The following is a 15,192-nucleotide window of genomic DNA, read 5'->3' as shown; positions in this document are numbered from 1 at the left end:
GGACCTTCTCTGACCGGAACAGGCCGCGGACTCAATTTCCCCGGGACAGGACCTCGCCCTTGAAGAACTCGGGCCGCACCTTGGCCATGACCAGCATGAGCACCACGCCCAGCAGGATGACGCCCATGCCAAGGATGAAGACCAGTCCCAGACCGCCGATCGAGGAGCCTGAACCGTATGCCGGATCCATGGAGTCGTAGGCGGTCTTAAAGAACATGACCAGCAGGATGACGCCGCCCAGGAGGGGCGCGAGGAACTTGAAGAAGAACGCATGCGCTCCGCTGAACGCCTCGGCGCGGAAGAACCAGACACAGGCCAGCGCGGTGATGCCGTAGTAGAAGCAGATCATCATGCCCAGGGCCGTGATGGTGTCCCACAGCGCGTTCTCCGACGTCGTGCGGGTAATGACGTAAAACGCGGCGGCCGCCACGGCCGAGGCGATCGTGGCATAGCTCGGCGACTTGTGCGTGGGGCTGATCCTGCTGAACTTCTTCGGAAGGGCCTTGTAGTGGCCCATCGACAGCAGGGTCCGCGCGGGCGAGACGAAGGTGGACTGCAGGGACGCGGCCGAGCTGCTGAGGATGGCCAGGGACATCAGGATGGCGAAGGGGCCCATCACGGGTCCCGCGAGGACGGCGAAGATGCTGCCCTGATTCTCCGGGTTGCCGGCGCCCAGGCCTTCCGTACCGATTCCGGCGTACGACAGCGTGGCCAGGGCAACGGTCATGTAGATGATCACGATGACCAGTACGGTGACGGTAGCGGCGCGGCCCGGGGTCTTTTCCGGGTTCTTGGTCTCCTCATTCATGGTCAGCGTGACGTCCCAGCCCCAGTAAATGAAGATGGACAGCGAAACGCCGGCGGCAAAGGCGGAGAAGGATTCGACCGCGAAGGGGTTGAACCAGTCCGGCGCGATGGCCGTGGCGTCAAAAGCGGTTCCGTTGGCGACGTGGCTGAACGCAGCCACGGCGAACCAGCCGAGCACCAGCAGCTGGAATCCCACGAGCACGTACTGGACCGTCTTGGTGGTTTCCATGCCGCGGTACGAGATCCAGCACGCGAGCGTAATGAACACCAGCGTGGTGGCGATATTCAGCGGCAGGTTCTTGGTGAGATCGGCGAGGTCCGGATTGCCGAAGATCTGCCCCAGCATCAGGTAGAAGAAGTCCACCGCGACGGCGGCCAGATTCGAGAGCACGATGATGGTCGCCGCAACGAGCCCCCAGCCGCCCATCCAGCCAAGCCACGGGCCAAAGGCCCGCGAGGCCCACGTGAAGGAGGTGCCGGCGTCGGGCATGGCGTTGTTCAGCTCGCGGTAGCCGAACGCCACGAGCAGCATCGGGACGAAGCCCACCAGGAAGATCGCCGGCAGGTGCACGCCGACCTCGGCGACGGTAGGGCCCAGGGCCGCCGTCAAGGTATACGCCGGGGCGATGCAGGAAACGCCGATCACAACGGCGCCAATCAGGCCCACCGAGCCTGCTTTCAGGCCCTTCTCGCTGAGTCCGTGCTGGTCTTCCGTGTTCTGTCCGGGGTGCTGTCCGGTTTGCGACGTATTGGACATCGCGTGGTCGGCGCTCATTTTTGTGCCTCTCGGGGGACGTCATTCGACGCTGAATGGTTCATCTGCTTGAGTTCATAGTCACTCGGGACCACAATCATCGGCACCGGCAGGGCGCGCAGAATGCGGTTGGCCGTGCTGCCGAGGAAGATGGACCGGCTCGTGGCAAGCCTGCTCGATCCGATCAACAGGACCTCGCCGTCTTCCCAGTCCAGTCGGTCCACCGCTTCCTCGATGCTGCGGCCCTGCGCGACGACGACTTCCGTCTTCGGTTCCTCCCGGACGTCCTGCTCGCCACCGGGCAGGGCGGCGGCAAGGTGCTTCGTCGCGTACTCCCGGGCCGCTTCGGCGGCGCTGGCGGCACCGGCAGCATCGCCGCCGTCGAGCGCCAGAAGCGACACCACGCGCAGCGGGACGTCCCGGTTCGTGGCCATGCCGAGGGCGAAATCGAGCAGCTTCTCGGCGCCCGCCCGGGTGCCGAGCCCGCAGCTGATCCGGGTCAGGGCCTCCTGCCGGTGGTAGCCATGCGGCGCCAGGGCCACCGGAACGGTGGAGGCGTGGAGCAGGGCGCTGGCCACCGACCCGATCGAGAACCGCTTGAAGATCCCGCTACTGGTGGCACCGATGATGAGCAGGTCCGCCCCGAACTCCTCGGCGGCCGCGATGAGCGCGTGGGCGTCGGAATCGCCGCTGCGGACGTGGGCCCGGGCCGGGACACCGGCCGGAACCAGTGCCAGCGCCTGGTCCAGCCACTCCTGCGCTTGCTCATTGAGCAGGTGCTCGAATCCGACCCTGGGTGCGTGGGCGGCCCCGAACTGCTGCACTTCGGGAACCACCAGCACAAGTTCCAGGCTCGCTCCGCGCCCGAGAGCCAGGGAAACGGCCAGATTGACCGCATCGTGGCCTCTGGCGTTGGCTGAGTACCCCACTACGTAACGCATCCGGCCGCTCTCCTTACTGAACTGAACAGGACTGTTGGGTGATTTTTAGGAGGTGACCGACGCGCGGTCCGCGGCGGCGACGATCCGTGCCGCCGTGATCTGCCCCATCCGCACGGCGCCGTCGACATGCTGGTAACCCTCGGCCGCGAGGTCGGAGGAGGACCAGTAGATCGGACCGACCGGCTTCAGCTGGTCCTTGCCGTAACGGTGCAGGCCGCCGAGGTCGTAGCTCGCGGCGTAGGCACCGCGGGTCCATTCCTCCGAGCCCCAGTCGGACTCGTAGTAGACCTCGGGATCCAGGGCCTTCTCGCCCAGGAAGGACGCGATCGATTCGAGGATGGCACGGCGGCGGTCCTCTGCGCTGAGCTCGAACATGGCGTCGGCCTTCTCGTCCGAGACGAAGCCCACCAGCGTGCCGCGGGGGTCCTCGTGGTTCGTGTTGTCGTAAACCTCCTGCACAAGGGCGCCGGCGCCGAACGCGGTGCCGGAGAGGCCGTCTTCACGCCAGAACGGCGTGCTGTAGACGGCGTGAACCTTGATGACCAGGCCCAGCGACTGGTGCTGGTGCATCTGGTGCTGGCGGCGGGGCAGCGGCGGGTTGAAGGACACCCGGGAGTAGAGGTTCGGCGGCACGGCCATGATGACGAAGCGGGCGTTCACGATGGCCCGTTCGGAAACGGCCGTGACACGGTGTGCGCCGCTCGCGTCTTCGGCCCAGTTGATGGTGCGGACCGGGCTGTCCAGGACGACGTCGTCCCCCAGTTCCGCTGCCTGCAGCAGCGAAACCTGCTGCATCCCGCCGACAACCCGCTTGTCCAGGATGAAGTCCTCATCCGTGAGATTGGTGAAGGACCCGGCGGAGGCTGCCATCAGGACGGCCTGCAGGGCGGAGAAGGCGTGGGCGGGCTTGGTCAGCATGCCGCCGGCGATGAACAGGCCGATGTTGTTGCAGGCTTCCTCATCTGAGGAATTCTCCCGCAGCCAGTGGTGGAAGGAAATGGTGTCCAGCTCGCGGGCCTTGGGGTGCGCCCACGGCTCCTCGGGACCGATTTCCGCGGCCAGGGAGTCCAGCAGGGCCGTGAGCTTGTCCATTTCGGCGGCCGTGGTTTCGCTGACCGGGAAGGTCTCACCGGTGTAGAGGGTGCGCTTGCCGTCCGCGCCGATGTAGACGGACTTGCCGTCGCGGTAGCGGGAGTACGTCTGCAGTCCAAGATCTTCGATCAGGGCCAGGAGCTCCGTCTGATCCGGCGAAACCCACTGGCCGCCAATTTCGAGCATGGCGCCGTCGATGGTGTCGGTCCAGGTCCGGCCGCCGACGCGGTCCCGCGCCTCGAGCACTGCGACGCTCAGTCCGGCCTTCTTCAGTTGGCGGGCGGCGGTCAGCCCGGACGGGCCTGCTCCGACGATGACGACGTCGCGGTCAAGTTCCAGCATGATGATTCCTCCCCGTGGCCGCTTAGGTGATGCGGACCACTAAATGAATGACGTTCATTTATGATGATAGGACTTTCTGCCGGATTGGGGAAGACCCCCGGCTAAAGAAAATTTCGCCCGTAAAGTGGGAGCAGAATGGGAACATCCGAAACCGCCAGCCAAGCTGAGCAGAAAGGCCCGGAATGACGGCAGCAACCAGCGCCCCCGCGGATCCGCACAGCTCCGCTACCAATCCGCGCCGCCGCGTGGGCCGGCCGGCCGCGGCTGTGCTGGACCAGGCGGGCATCACGTTGGCAGCCCTGCAGCTGATCGGCAAGAGCGGCTACGACGGCTTCACCATGGCGGCTCTGGCGAGAACCCTCAACGTTGCCCCGTCTGCGCTGTACAACCATGTCTCCTCCAAGCGGGACGTCCTGGTCCTGGTCCAGGACCACCTGACCTCGTTCGTGGACGTCGCCGCGTTCGAGTCCGGGCCCTGGGAGCAGGCCGTGCGGGACTGGGCCTGGAGCTACCGCGACGTGTTCTCCAAGCACACGCCCCTGATCCCCGTCATCGCCGTACTGCCCGTCGCCGATGCGCCCAGGACGCTTGCCATGTATGAGGCCGTCAGCGCCGGCTTCAGCCGCGCGGGCTTCCCGCAAGAGCGCATCATTCCGGCCATCGTGGCGCTCGAGTCCTTCATCTTTGGCTCGGCCTACGATGCCACGGCGCCGGCGGACATCTTCGATTCCGGCAGCATGGCGTCCTCGACGCCGAATTTCACCTCCGCCGTCCAGCGTCTGGCCGAGGACAGCCATGAAAAACCGGCCGACGTCGCTTTCAGCCTGGGACTCGAGGCACTCCTGGCCGGACTCGGGGCGCTGCGGACCGCGTAGCGGGTTAGAGTTTCCCCACCTTCAACGCCAGGGGACCGCCAAACGCCGGCGGTTCGGCGCAACACGCCGCCCAAGCCTCTGAAGGTGGGGAAACCCCGACGCCATTGGCCCGTCCAGCATTGTGGATCGGTGATTCCAGCCGCGTGGGTTAAACGAAAGAACCCCGGTCCGAAGACCGGGGTTCTTTCGATTGCGTGCGCGAGGGGGGATTTGAACCCCCACGCCCTTTCGGACACTGGCACCTGAAGCCAGCGCGTCTGCCGTTCCGCCACTCGCGCGCAACTTCTTCCACTCGGATAGGGCCGGTTTCCCGGACCGCCAACCTCGTAAAAGCAGCGAGATCAAGCATAACGGACAATTGCGGGAAAACACCAATCGGGCCGGATGGGTGGCGGTTCCGGGTGTATTACGAGGTCCGGGCGCCCTGCTGCCGGGCCCCGCGGCGGGTACCGCCGGGACGGCCGCACCGGGGATGTCCTCGCACTTCAGGGCGTGGCCGGGGCTGTTTTCGGCGTCGCACCGGGGGCGTCCATTGAGGCCATTCCCAGACACGCCCAGTAGTATCTGATGTAGGAGTGTCCGCGGACAGCGGGCTCGCAAAAGTTGGAAACCGAGTTCCGGAACGAACGCTGCCCGGCAGCCATCAGGAAAGGAGAAGGACCATGGGATTGCTGGACAAAGTCGAGCGCGGCATCGAAAAGGCCGTCCGCGGCGTCTTCTCCACCGGCTCTCGCGCCCAGGTTGAGCCTGTCGAAATCGCAAGCCGGCTCCGTGGCGAAGTGGACAACAAGGCCATCACCATTGCCGCGGGACGCACGCTGGCCCCCAACGTTTTTGATGTTCTCCTCAGCCCCGACGATTTCCAGCGCGCCCAGGAATGGGGCACCCCGCTGGCGGAAGAACTGTGCGACGTCGTCATCAACCACGTCCGCAGCCAGGGCTATACCCTCCAGGGACCGGTCCGGATCAGTTTCCGCCGCGACGAGGAGCAGCGCGCCGGAAATTTCGACATCACCTCGCGGACCGAAAAGGCCACTGCACCTTCCGTCCCGGCCCATCCGGGAGTTCACGGCAATGTGCCGGCCGCTCCAACCCGCCAGCCCGCGCAGCTTCAACCCGTGCTTGACATCGACGGGCAGCGCTATTCTCTCAACGCGCCGTCGATCGTCCTCGGACGGTCCTCGGACGCGGACATCCTTATTGACGACACCGGTGTTTCGCGCCGCCACCTGGAAATCCGGACGGGGCCGGGTTCAGCCCAGGCGATCGATCTCGGCTCCACGAACGGCAGCTATGTCAACGGCCAAAAGATCGTGGGCAGTTCGGAACTTACTGACGGCGCCACAATCACGATGGGACGGACCAAAATCATTTTCCGCCTACTGCCCGCCACAACAGGCGGACGCGCATGAGCGAACTGACCATTACGGCCCTGCGTTTCGGGTTTCTTATCCTCCTGTGGGTGCTGATCTTCGGCATCGTCTCAGCCATGCGCCGGGATCTTATGATCGGCCGCAAGGCAGCGGCCGGAGCCCCCACGGCACGGCAGGTGCGCAAGAACCCATCCCTGGCCGAGCCCCCGCCCGCACCCGTCAAGCAGCAGGCACGCCAACTCGTGGTGACAGAGGGTCCGCTCAAGGGCACCACGCTCCCGCTGGCGGCGAGCCCCATCCTCTTGGGCCGGGCGCAGGAAGCCACCCTTGTCCTGGAGGATGACTATGCCTCGGGCCGCCACGCCCGCCTGTTCCCGCAGGGCAGCCGCTGGTTCATCGAGGACCTCGGCTCCACAAATGGCACGTATCTGGCAGACCAGCAGCTGACCCGGGCCCTCCCGGTGGAGCTGGGCGTCCCCGTGAGAATCGGCAAGACGGTCATTGAATTGAGGCCGTAGCCATGGCTGCCCCGGATCTTCCCGCAGACAGGGCCGAAGGCAAGGCAACTGCCCCGAAGCGGCCACTCATCATGCGCTACGCCGCGCGTTCGGACGTCGGCCGTGTGCGCGCCAAGAACGACGACTCTGCCTACGCGGGCCGGCACCTCGCCGTCGTCGCCGACGGCATGGGCGGCCACGCCGGCGGCGATGTCGCCTCGGCAGCGACCGTCCTGGACATGATCCACCTGGATCATGATGACTACGACAGCGACGCCGGCACTGTCCTGGCCGACGAAATCCAGACCGCAAACTCCCTGCTGTCCGAACTGGTCCATATCAATCCGAAGCTCGCCGGGATGGGCACCACCGTCACCGCCCTGTTGCTCGCTGAGGGCAAGCTTCATTTCGCCCACATCGGAGACTCCCGGGCCTACCGGCTGCGCAACGGCGAGTGGGAACAGGTCAGCATCGACCACACCTTTGTCCAGCGCCTCATCGACGAAGGCCGCCTGCGGCCCGAAGAAGCCGAAACGCATCCGCACAAGAATGTCCTCATGCGGGTCCTGGGCGACGTCGATGCCAGCCCTGAGCTGGACCTCGATACCCTCGCCGTCCAGCCCGGGGAACGCTGGCTGCTGTGCTCGGACGGTTTGAACTACGTGGCGGGCCATGTCGTGGAGCGCACGGTTCGGGAAACCAAGGACCTCAACGAATGCGCCGACCTGCTCATTGAACTGACCCTGGAAGCCGGCGCCCCGGACAACGTGACCGTTGTGGTGCTGGACATCGGCGAGCAGACGCCCGACGACGTCCGGACCGCCGCCGTCGACGTCGTCCCCGCGCCGGCAGCCCCCGGCGCCAGTAATTCAGCCGCCGCCGCGTTGCCCGGAGCACTGGCCGGCAGTGCCGTCGGTGCGGCGAAGTCCCCCGGCGAGCCCGGGAAGAAGAACGACGCCGGCGCCGCTGGACCCGCTGGCGGGTCCCCGGCCGCGACAGGCAGCCAGGCCCCCGCCCCCGCGTCCGACGGCAAGGAAGCGGACAAGACGGCTGGCAACAAAGAACCCGAGACCACTACGGACCCGCATCTGGGCGAACATCTCTCCGCCGAAGTCCTGCGCGAAGAGCTCTCCACCCGTCCGCACGAACTTGTTGGAGCCGCCGCCGCAGCGGCGGAATCAGGGTCCATTCCGTCGATCGCCGGACGCACCGTGGCCCGGCGCGCGGCCACTGTCCTGACGCACAAGTCCGACCAGACCCGCGAGGACACCGAAGAATTCAAGGCTGCCGGGCGGCCGCGCCGCTGGCTCACGGTGTCCATTGCCGCCGCCATCGTCGCGCTGCTGGCAATCGGGCTCTGGCTTGGCTACGCCTGGACCCAGACGCGTTACTACATCGGCGAGCACGATCAGCATGTGGCCATCTTCAACGGGGTCTCCCAGCGCCTGGGACCCATCCAGCTTTCCACTCTCGAAGCGGTGACCGATATTAAGATGTCCGACCTTCCGGAATTCTCGCAGCAGCGGGTCCGCCAGACAGTGCCTGCCCGGGATCTCTACGACGCACAGCGGATCGTCAAGAACCTTGAGCGCACCGGTACCACAGCCCCGGCCGATGAGTGCCTCACGCCGTCCCCCTCCGTGACGGCCGGCGCCAGTGCCACCCCCGGAGCCAAGGCCTCGCCGGGCGCCACCGCGACACCCGGCGCTACAGCTGCGCCGGGAGCGGCCAAGCCGTCGGCGTCCCCGGCTCCGACAACGAACTGCGAGGGGGCCAAATGACACCCATCGACCCCGTGCCCAAGCCGCGACGGAACGTGGAGCTTGTCCTGCTGGTCCTGGCCCTCGCCGTCGGGATCGGCGCCCAGGCCCTCGTAGGCGTGGACCGGCAAAAAGCGTTCGACACTGACTTCTGGTTCCAGTCCGGCCTCCTGGCGGCGGCCGCACTGGCCTTCCACGTGGTGCTGCGGATCCGCGCAAAATATGCCGATCCGGTAATACTTCCGCTCGTGGTCGCTCTCAACGGACTGGGCCTTGCCATGATCCACCGGCTGGACAGGGTGGGCGAAGACACCGGCAACAACCAGCTCCGCTGGACCCTGGTGGCCATGGCGGTCGCGATCGCCGTCATTTGGTTCCTCAAGGACCACCGGATCCTGCGCCGCTTCACCTATATTTCGCTGGCCGTCAGTGCGGCGCTCCTCGTCCTGCCGCTGGTTCCGGGCATCTCGGCCGGAGAAGTCCTGGGCGCCAGCGTCTGGATCAAGATCGGTTCCATGACCTTCCAGCCGGGTGAAATCGCCAAGATCACACTCGCCATATTCTTTGCCGGGTATCTGTCCTCGAACCGGGACCTGATTCTGCTGGCCGGCCGGAAGATCGGCCCGGTGCAGTTCCCGCGGTTCAAAGACATGGGACCAATGATCACCGCCTGGCTCGTCAGCATCGGTGTGCTCGTCTTCCAGCGCGACCTCGGCACCTCGATCCTGTTCTTCGGCCTGTTCCTCGTCATGATCTACGTCGCGACGAGCCGCATCAGCTGGGTCATCATCGGCCTGGTCCTGATGGTGGTAGGCGGCTTCGTGGCAGCCAAGGCGTTCTCCCACGTCGCCCTGCGGATTGACGGCTGGCTCAATGCCTTTACCCCTGAGGTCTACGGCCGGGAGTTCGGCGGCAGCCTCCAAATCGTCGAGGGCCTGTTTGGCATGGCCAACGGCGGCCTGGTCGGCACCGGCCTTGGCCAGGGCCGCCCCAACCTCGTCCCGTTCGCCAACAGCGACATGATCATCGCCTCATTCGGTGAGGAACTCGGGCTGATCGGCGTCTTCGCGATCGTCCTGATGTACCTGCTGCTGTTCACCCGGGGCTTCCGCGCCGCGCTGGGCACGCGCGACGCCTTCGGCAAGCTGCTGGCCACCGGACTTTCCTTCGCGATCGCGCTGCAGTGCTTTGTGGTGATTGGCGGCGTCACGCGCCTGATCCCGCTGACCGGACTCACGACGCCGTTCCTCGCCGCCGGCGGATCCTCCCTCCTGGCGAACTGGATCATCGTGGGCCTGCTGCTAATGATCTCGCACACCGCGCGCCGGCCGGTCGATACGACGCCGCTGCCACCCGGCCAGGAACCAGGCGCCGGAAAGAACCTCCCCGCGGAGCCTTCCAGCGCTCCCGCTCCCCAAGCCAGTCCCTTCGCACCCACCGAGGCGGTGAAACAGCTATGAACCAGGCCATTCGCAATTCATGGATCGCCGCCATCGCGATGTTCGTGCTGATCTTCGGCGCGCTCAGCTACGTGCAGGTGGTCGGCGCAGACGAGCTCCAAGCCAACGCCTGGAACAGGCGCGCCATCCTGCAGAACTACTGCAACGACCGCGGCGCCATCATTGTCGGCGGCACCCCGGTGGCAGAATCCGTGCCTGCCACCGAGAGCTGCAAATTTCAGCGGACCTACTCCCAGCCCGAGCTCTACGCGGGAGTCACCGGATACTTCTCCAAGAACTACGGCCTCACCGGCCTTGAGAAATCGATGAACGATGTGCTGGCCGGCAGCTCGGACCAGCAGTTCCTGGACCGGGTTGGCCAGTTGTTCCTCGGCAACCAGCCCAAGGGCGCGTCCGTGGAGCTGACACTGGACCCCAAGATCCAGAAGCTTGCCTACGACCTCATCCCGGACGGCCAGCGTGGTTCCATCGTGGTCACCAACCCGAAGACCGGCGCGATCCTGGCCATGGTCTCCAAGCCCTCTTATGACCCCAACCTGATTGCCACGCAGGATCCGGTGGCCGAGCAGTCCAACTACAACGAGCTGAACCAGATCCCCGGGATCAACCTGAACCAGAACGTCAGCGGCCCCACCGGGGCATTGCTGGCGCCCGGATCGGTGTTCAAGCTCATCGACACCGCTGCGGCGCTGAAGTCGGGCAAGTACAACAAGGACAGCGTCCTGCCCAACCCGGCGGAGATGTCGTTCCCCGGCATCGAATACAAGCTCCCCAACTATGCGGGAGGCAACTGCTACACCCGCAGCACGGCGTCGTTCGCGTTTGCCCTGCAACAGTCCTGCAACACCCCGTTCGCCAGCATCGCGCTGGACCTGGGCCAGCAGGCCATCGGGGACCAGGCGTCAAAGTTCGGCTTCGGACAGGACTTCGGCGACCAGTTGAAGCTGGACTCGGCGCCGAGCTTTTTCCCGAGCGATCCGCTGGACGACGCAGGACTGGCGCAGTCCTCGATCGGCCAGCGGGACGTCCGGGCCACCCCGCTCCAGATCAATACGATGACGGCCGCGATCGCCAACGACGGCGTTCAGATGCAGCCGAACCTGATCAAGGCCGTACGCGCCCCGGACCTCCGTACTATCAGCGAGCCGAAACCGCAGGCCCTGCGCACCTCCACCACGCCGGAGATCGCGCGGCAGATCAACGAGTGGATGGTCAGCGTCGTTGACGACGGCATCGCCAAGCGGGCGGCCGTGCCCGGCGTCCAGGTGGCCGGCAAGACCGGAACCGCGGAACTCGGCAACGGCCTGAACAACTCATGGTTCACCGGGTTCGCCCCGGCGAATGACCCGCAGGTGGCTGTCACCATCGTCATGGAAGGCGTAGACATCACCACCGGCGCAAACCTAACCAGTCCGAACGCGAAGAAGATTTTTGAGGCGGTGTTGAATAAGTGAGGCCTACTTCAGGAATCACCCTCGGCGGCAGATTCCAGCTGACCACACGCATTGCGATCGGCGGCATGGGAGAAGTCTGGAAAGCCAAAGACCTGATCCTTGGCCGCATTGTCGCCATCAAGGTGCTCAAGGAGGAATACACGGGTGATCCCGGGTTCCTGCAGCGGTTCCGCGCCGAGGCACGCCATACCGCGCTCCTGAACCACGTGGGCATCGCCAACGTCTTCGATTACGGTGAGGAAGAGGGCTCCGCCTACCTCGTCATGGAACTGGTCCCGGGCCAGCCGTTGAGCAGCATCATCGAACACGAGCAGGTCCTCTCCCCGGACCGGACCCTCTCGATGATGGCGCAGACGGCGCGTGCCCTCGCCGTCGCCCATGCGCAGGGCCTCGTGCACCGCGACATCAAGCCGGGAAACCTGCTCATCACCCCGGACGGCCGTGTCAAGGTCACCGACTTCGGCATCGCCCGCCTGGCCGACCAGGTTCCGCTGACCCAGACCGGTCAGGTGATGGGCACCGCCCAGTACCTGGCACCGGAACAGGCCACGGGGCAGACGGCCACCGGAGCCTCGGACATCTACTCCCTCGGTGTGATCGGCTACGAGTGCCTCACGGGCCACCGGCCGTTCTCCGGGGAGTCCCAGATCGCCATCGCGCTGGCCCAGGTCAATGATGCGCCGCCGCCGCTGCCGGAGACACTGCCCCGGCCCGTCCGGGCGCTCCTGATGTCCATGCTGGCCAAGGATCCGAAGAACCGCCCTGCTGATGCCATCAAGCTGTCCGAGGCGGCCGAGGCCATCCGCAACGGTGACATCGCGGCGGCCCACGCAGCTGTTCCGGGCATGCTCCTCTTCGACGCGGCAACCGGGCCCATCACGGCTCCGGTCGATCTCCCCACGGCAGCCACCAGCGTCATTGCCTCCAGCGCCGCGGAGGACAAGTCGACGTCGGCAACCTCCGCGCTGCCCGTCGTCGGCGCCGCCGGTGCCGGCGCGGCAGCAGGCCTTGCGGCCGGCGCGGCAGCAGCCAGCGGCTACGGGGCACGCAACGCGCTCAACCGCGCCGACGCCCTGGCCGCCGAGCGCAACTGGATGCAGGACGAGGCAGAGTACGACGAGGAAGACGAACACGCCGAGGAACCGCAGCGCCGCAAGCGCAGCCCGTGGACCTGGCCGCTGATTGCGCTGATCCTGCTGGTGGTTTTCGCCCTTGCCGGTGTGGTCATCAGCCAGGCCGGTAACCTCTTTCCCTCACAGGCGCCGGTCACAACTGCCCCCACGTCCAACAGCGTGAAGCCGAGCAGCGCCAGCCCCTCGCCGTCGTCCGCATCGCCCTCCGAGACCCCCACCCCCACTGCCTCTTCCGCGACGCCCACCGAGTCCACCCCGGCAGCCATCAACCTGATCCCGGACGCCTACCTGGGGCGCCCCTACGCCGACGTCCGCAACGAGCTGGTCGGCAAGGGGCTCCAAGTCACCGGCGCCGAGGTCTTCAACGACGCGACACCGGGTACCGTCACCAATATTGACCCCTCCGGTCCGGTCCAGCCCGGGACCACCATCACCGTGAGCTACTCCAAGGGGCCGGAAATGGTCGCCGTCCCGTCGATTCCGGCAGGCGCCAGCGAGGCCGAAGTCCAGCAGGCCATCCAGAACGCCGGACTGCGCTGGGCCAAGGGAGCCGACGTCAGCCCCACGAACAAGAAGGAAGACCCGGGAACCTTTGTGAGCTCGGACCCCGCATCCGGGAGCAAGGTGGCCTCCGGGAGCGTCGTGACCTACCACCTCGCCAAGGCCTCGGCCACAACGCCTTCACCTACCAAGTCCGCACCCTAAGAAATCATGAACAACACACCCCGCACACCGTCGCACAGGGAGGATCGCCCTGTGAACACGCAGCGCGTCCTCAGCGGACGCTATGAGCTGGGTGAGCTGATCGGCCGCGGCGGCATGGCGGACGTGTTCCGCGGTGTCGATACCCGGCTGGGACGCACTGTCGCCGTCAAACTGCTGCGCCCGGACCTGGCCCGGGATCCCCAGTTCCAGGCCCGGTTCAAGCGCGAGGCCCAGGCCGTCGCCGCGCTCAACCATCCCTCGATCGTGGCTGTCTTCGACACCGGGGACCATGCGGTCCCCGGTGACCGCGAAGACAACGTCCGGGTGCCCTACATCGTGATGGAATTCGTCTCCGGCAAAACCATTCGTGACCTGGTCCGGGCCAAGGAAGTCACCATCGATCAGGCCATCGACTTCACCCTGGGTGTGCTGTCCGCCCTCGATTACAGCCACAAGGCCGGAATCGTGCACCGCGACATCAAACCCGCCAACGTGATGTTCTGCCCGGAATCGAACAGCGTGAAGGTCATGGACTTCGGGATCGCCCGCGCCATTGCGGACTCCTCGGCAACCATGACGCAGACGCAGGCCGTGGTGGGCACGGCCCAGTACCTGTCCCCGGAACAGGCCCGCGGCGAAACGGTCGACGCACGTAGCGATCTCTACTCCGCTGGATGCCTCCTGTATGAAATGCTGACCGGCCGGCCGCCGTTCATCGGGGACAGCCCGGTCTCTGTGGCGTACCAGCATGTCCGTGAAATCCCTGAGCCGGCCAGCAGCCTCAACCCTGAGGTCTCCGAGGCGCTGGACAGCGTGCTGATGAAGGCGCTGCAGAAGAACCGCGCGGACCGTTTCCAGGACGCGGCTGCCTTCCGGCGGGCCCTGCGGGCCGCGCGCAACGGTGTAGCGGTAACCGCGCCGGCGGCCAGTGAGGCCCCAACCGACCCCACCAACGCCGTTTCCCGTCAAGACCCGCTGGCGCCCACGGCAGCCTTCTCGCTGACCGGGGCCAAGTTCCTGGACGAGTCCCCCGGCGGCCGTCTGCGGCCCGCCGAGGAAGCGCCCCTGGACGATCACATGCTGCAGCCTGCCGGCACCGAACTGTACGGCATCGCGGACACCGGCAGCCTGCCCCTGGCGCTGCCGGTCGAACGCGAACGCACGCCGCGGCAGAAATCCCGCCGCCGCACCTGGATCGCGACCCTGGTGGTCCTCACGATGCTGGTGCTGGCCGGGGGCGGCCTGTGGCTGTACAACCTCATGAACCAAAGCCCGCCACAGGCGACCAAGGTCCTGATACCCACCGTGACGTCCTTGACGGAATCAGAGGCTCTGCAGAGGCTCTATAACGCCGGATTCAAGCCGCAACTCAAACGGCTGCAGCACGACACCATCCCGAAGGGCACCGCAATTGGTACGGTGCCGTCCTCGGGAAGTTCCCTGGAAGCCAACTCGGACATCATCCTGAACATCTCCGAAGGCCCCAGCACCATCGCCATCCCGACGGACCTGCCCGGCCGGACGGAGGCGGCGGCCCGCGACCTCCTGCACCAAGAGGGACTGACCGGTTCCCTCACCACCAAGACATCCAACAACCCCACGGTCCCGGCCGGCATCGTCATCACCACCAACCCGGCCCCTGGCCAGGTGGTGGCCGTGGGGGACGCCGTCGAAATCGTCGTCTCGACCGGGAAGGTTGCCGTGCCGCAGCTGATCGGGCTGCCCCTGGCGGACGCGGAGGCGGCCCTGACGGCCCAGGGCTTGAAGCTCAATGCCACCGAAGTGGAGAATTCCCAGGTGGCTCCGGGCAAGGTGACAGGGCAGGCCGATGCCGCGGATTCGCTCGTGGAGCAGGGCAAGACCATCACCGTGACGGTGGCGAAGGCGCCGGCGCCAGCTCCCACACCGACGCCCACGCCGAGTCCCACCAAGACCGCGTCCAAGGAGGACGCCGTCCTGAACGGGTTGTTCCCCTGACCTGGGCTGTTTCCTACCTGGG

General features: G+C 66.2%; 11 protein-coding genes and 1 tRNA gene. 8 read left to right on the top strand and 4 right to left on the bottom strand.

All coding sequences use genetic code 11. The features are described 5' to 3' along the window. Positions 1–31: 31 nt before the first annotated feature. The 3 genes from C9424_RS08010 to C9424_RS08000 are packed head-to-tail and all read right to left on the bottom strand — an operon-like array spanning position 32 to position 3,936. Positions 32–1,564 carry an APC family permease gene (locus C9424_RS08010; RefSeq protein ID WP_116766472.1) on the bottom strand — a complete coding sequence of 511 codons (1,533 nt, stop codon included), beginning with the start codon at positions 1,562–1,564 and terminating at the stop codon, positions 32–34. A 14-nt stretch (positions 1,565–1,578) separates the two neighbouring features. Next, the gene (locus C9424_RS08005) at positions 1,579–2,502 is read right to left on the bottom strand and encodes a universal stress protein (RefSeq protein WP_116766355.1); all 924 of its coding nucleotides are present in this window, start codon (positions 2,500–2,502) and stop codon (positions 1,579–1,581) included. Between the two features lie 45 nt (positions 2,503–2,547). Then, entirely contained in the window at positions 2,548–3,936 is a 1,389-nt protein-coding gene (locus tag C9424_RS08000) for a flavin monoamine oxidase family protein (RefSeq protein ID WP_116766354.1), read from the bottom strand. A gap of 182 nt (positions 3,937–4,118) precedes the next feature. Between C9424_RS08000 and C9424_RS07995 the strand changes: the two genes are divergently transcribed. Beyond that, a complete protein-coding gene (locus tag C9424_RS07995; RefSeq protein WP_116766353.1) occupies positions 4,119–4,811 on the top strand; it encodes a TetR/AcrR family transcriptional regulator in 693 nt (230 codons plus the stop codon). 195 nt (positions 4,812–5,006) lie between these two features. Here C9424_RS07995 and C9424_RS07990 read toward each other — a convergent pair. Further along, positions 5,007–5,089: transfer RNA gene (locus C9424_RS07990), tRNA-Leu, on the bottom strand. 384 nt (positions 5,090–5,473) lie between these two features. Between C9424_RS07990 and C9424_RS07985 the strand changes: the two genes are divergently transcribed. The 7 genes from C9424_RS07985 to pknB are packed head-to-tail and all read left to right on the top strand — an operon-like array spanning position 5,474 to position 15,170. Continuing rightward, positions 5,474–6,223: an FhaA domain-containing protein gene (locus C9424_RS07985; protein ID WP_116766352.1), complete on the top strand. Its 750-nt coding sequence runs from the start codon at positions 5,474–5,476 to the stop codon at positions 6,221–6,223. Beyond that, the gene (locus tag C9424_RS07980) at positions 6,220–6,702 is read left to right on the top strand and encodes an FHA domain-containing protein FhaB/FipA (RefSeq protein ID WP_116766351.1); all 483 of its coding nucleotides are present in this window, start codon (positions 6,220–6,222) and stop codon (positions 6,700–6,702) included. The genes C9424_RS07985 and C9424_RS07980 overlap by 4 nt, the downstream gene beginning before the upstream one ends. A 2-nt stretch (positions 6,703–6,704) precedes the next feature. Beyond that, on the top strand, positions 6,705–8,462 hold the full coding sequence (locus C9424_RS07975) for a PP2C family protein-serine/threonine phosphatase (RefSeq protein WP_116766350.1): 1,758 nt from the start codon (positions 6,705–6,707) through the stop codon (positions 8,460–8,462). Next, positions 8,459–9,901, top strand: a complete 1,443-nt coding sequence (locus tag C9424_RS07970; protein WP_116766349.1) for an FtsW/RodA/SpoVE family cell cycle protein — start codon at positions 8,459–8,461, stop codon at positions 9,899–9,901. Before C9424_RS07975 ends, C9424_RS07970 begins: the two co-directional genes overlap by 4 nt. Next, complete coding sequence (locus tag C9424_RS07965; protein ID WP_091248585.1) at positions 9,898–11,355, top strand: peptidoglycan D,D-transpeptidase FtsI family protein; 1,458 nt, start codon at positions 9,898–9,900, stop codon at positions 11,353–11,355. The genes C9424_RS07970 and C9424_RS07965 overlap by 4 nt, the downstream gene beginning before the upstream one ends. Beyond that, on the top strand, positions 11,352–13,193 hold the full coding sequence (locus tag C9424_RS07960) for a protein kinase domain-containing protein (protein ID WP_116766348.1): 1,842 nt from the start codon (positions 11,352–11,354) through the stop codon (positions 13,191–13,193). The genes C9424_RS07965 and C9424_RS07960 overlap by 4 nt, the downstream gene beginning before the upstream one ends. 6 nt (positions 13,194–13,199) lie before the next feature. After that, positions 13,200–15,170, top strand: a complete 1,971-nt coding sequence (gene pknB / locus C9424_RS07955) for a Stk1 family PASTA domain-containing Ser/Thr kinase (protein ID WP_116766347.1) — start codon at positions 13,200–13,202, stop codon at positions 15,168–15,170. Positions 15,171–15,192 lie beyond the last annotated feature (22 nt).

The sequence above is a fragment of the Arthrobacter sp. H-02-3 genome, assembly GCF_003097355.1.
GTDB classification, from domain to species: domain Bacteria; phylum Actinomycetota; class Actinomycetes; order Actinomycetales; family Micrococcaceae; genus Arthrobacter; species Arthrobacter humicola.
The sequence above is the reverse complement of the archived record's forward strand: the minus strand, read 5'-3'. Positions and strand labels throughout refer to the sequence as shown.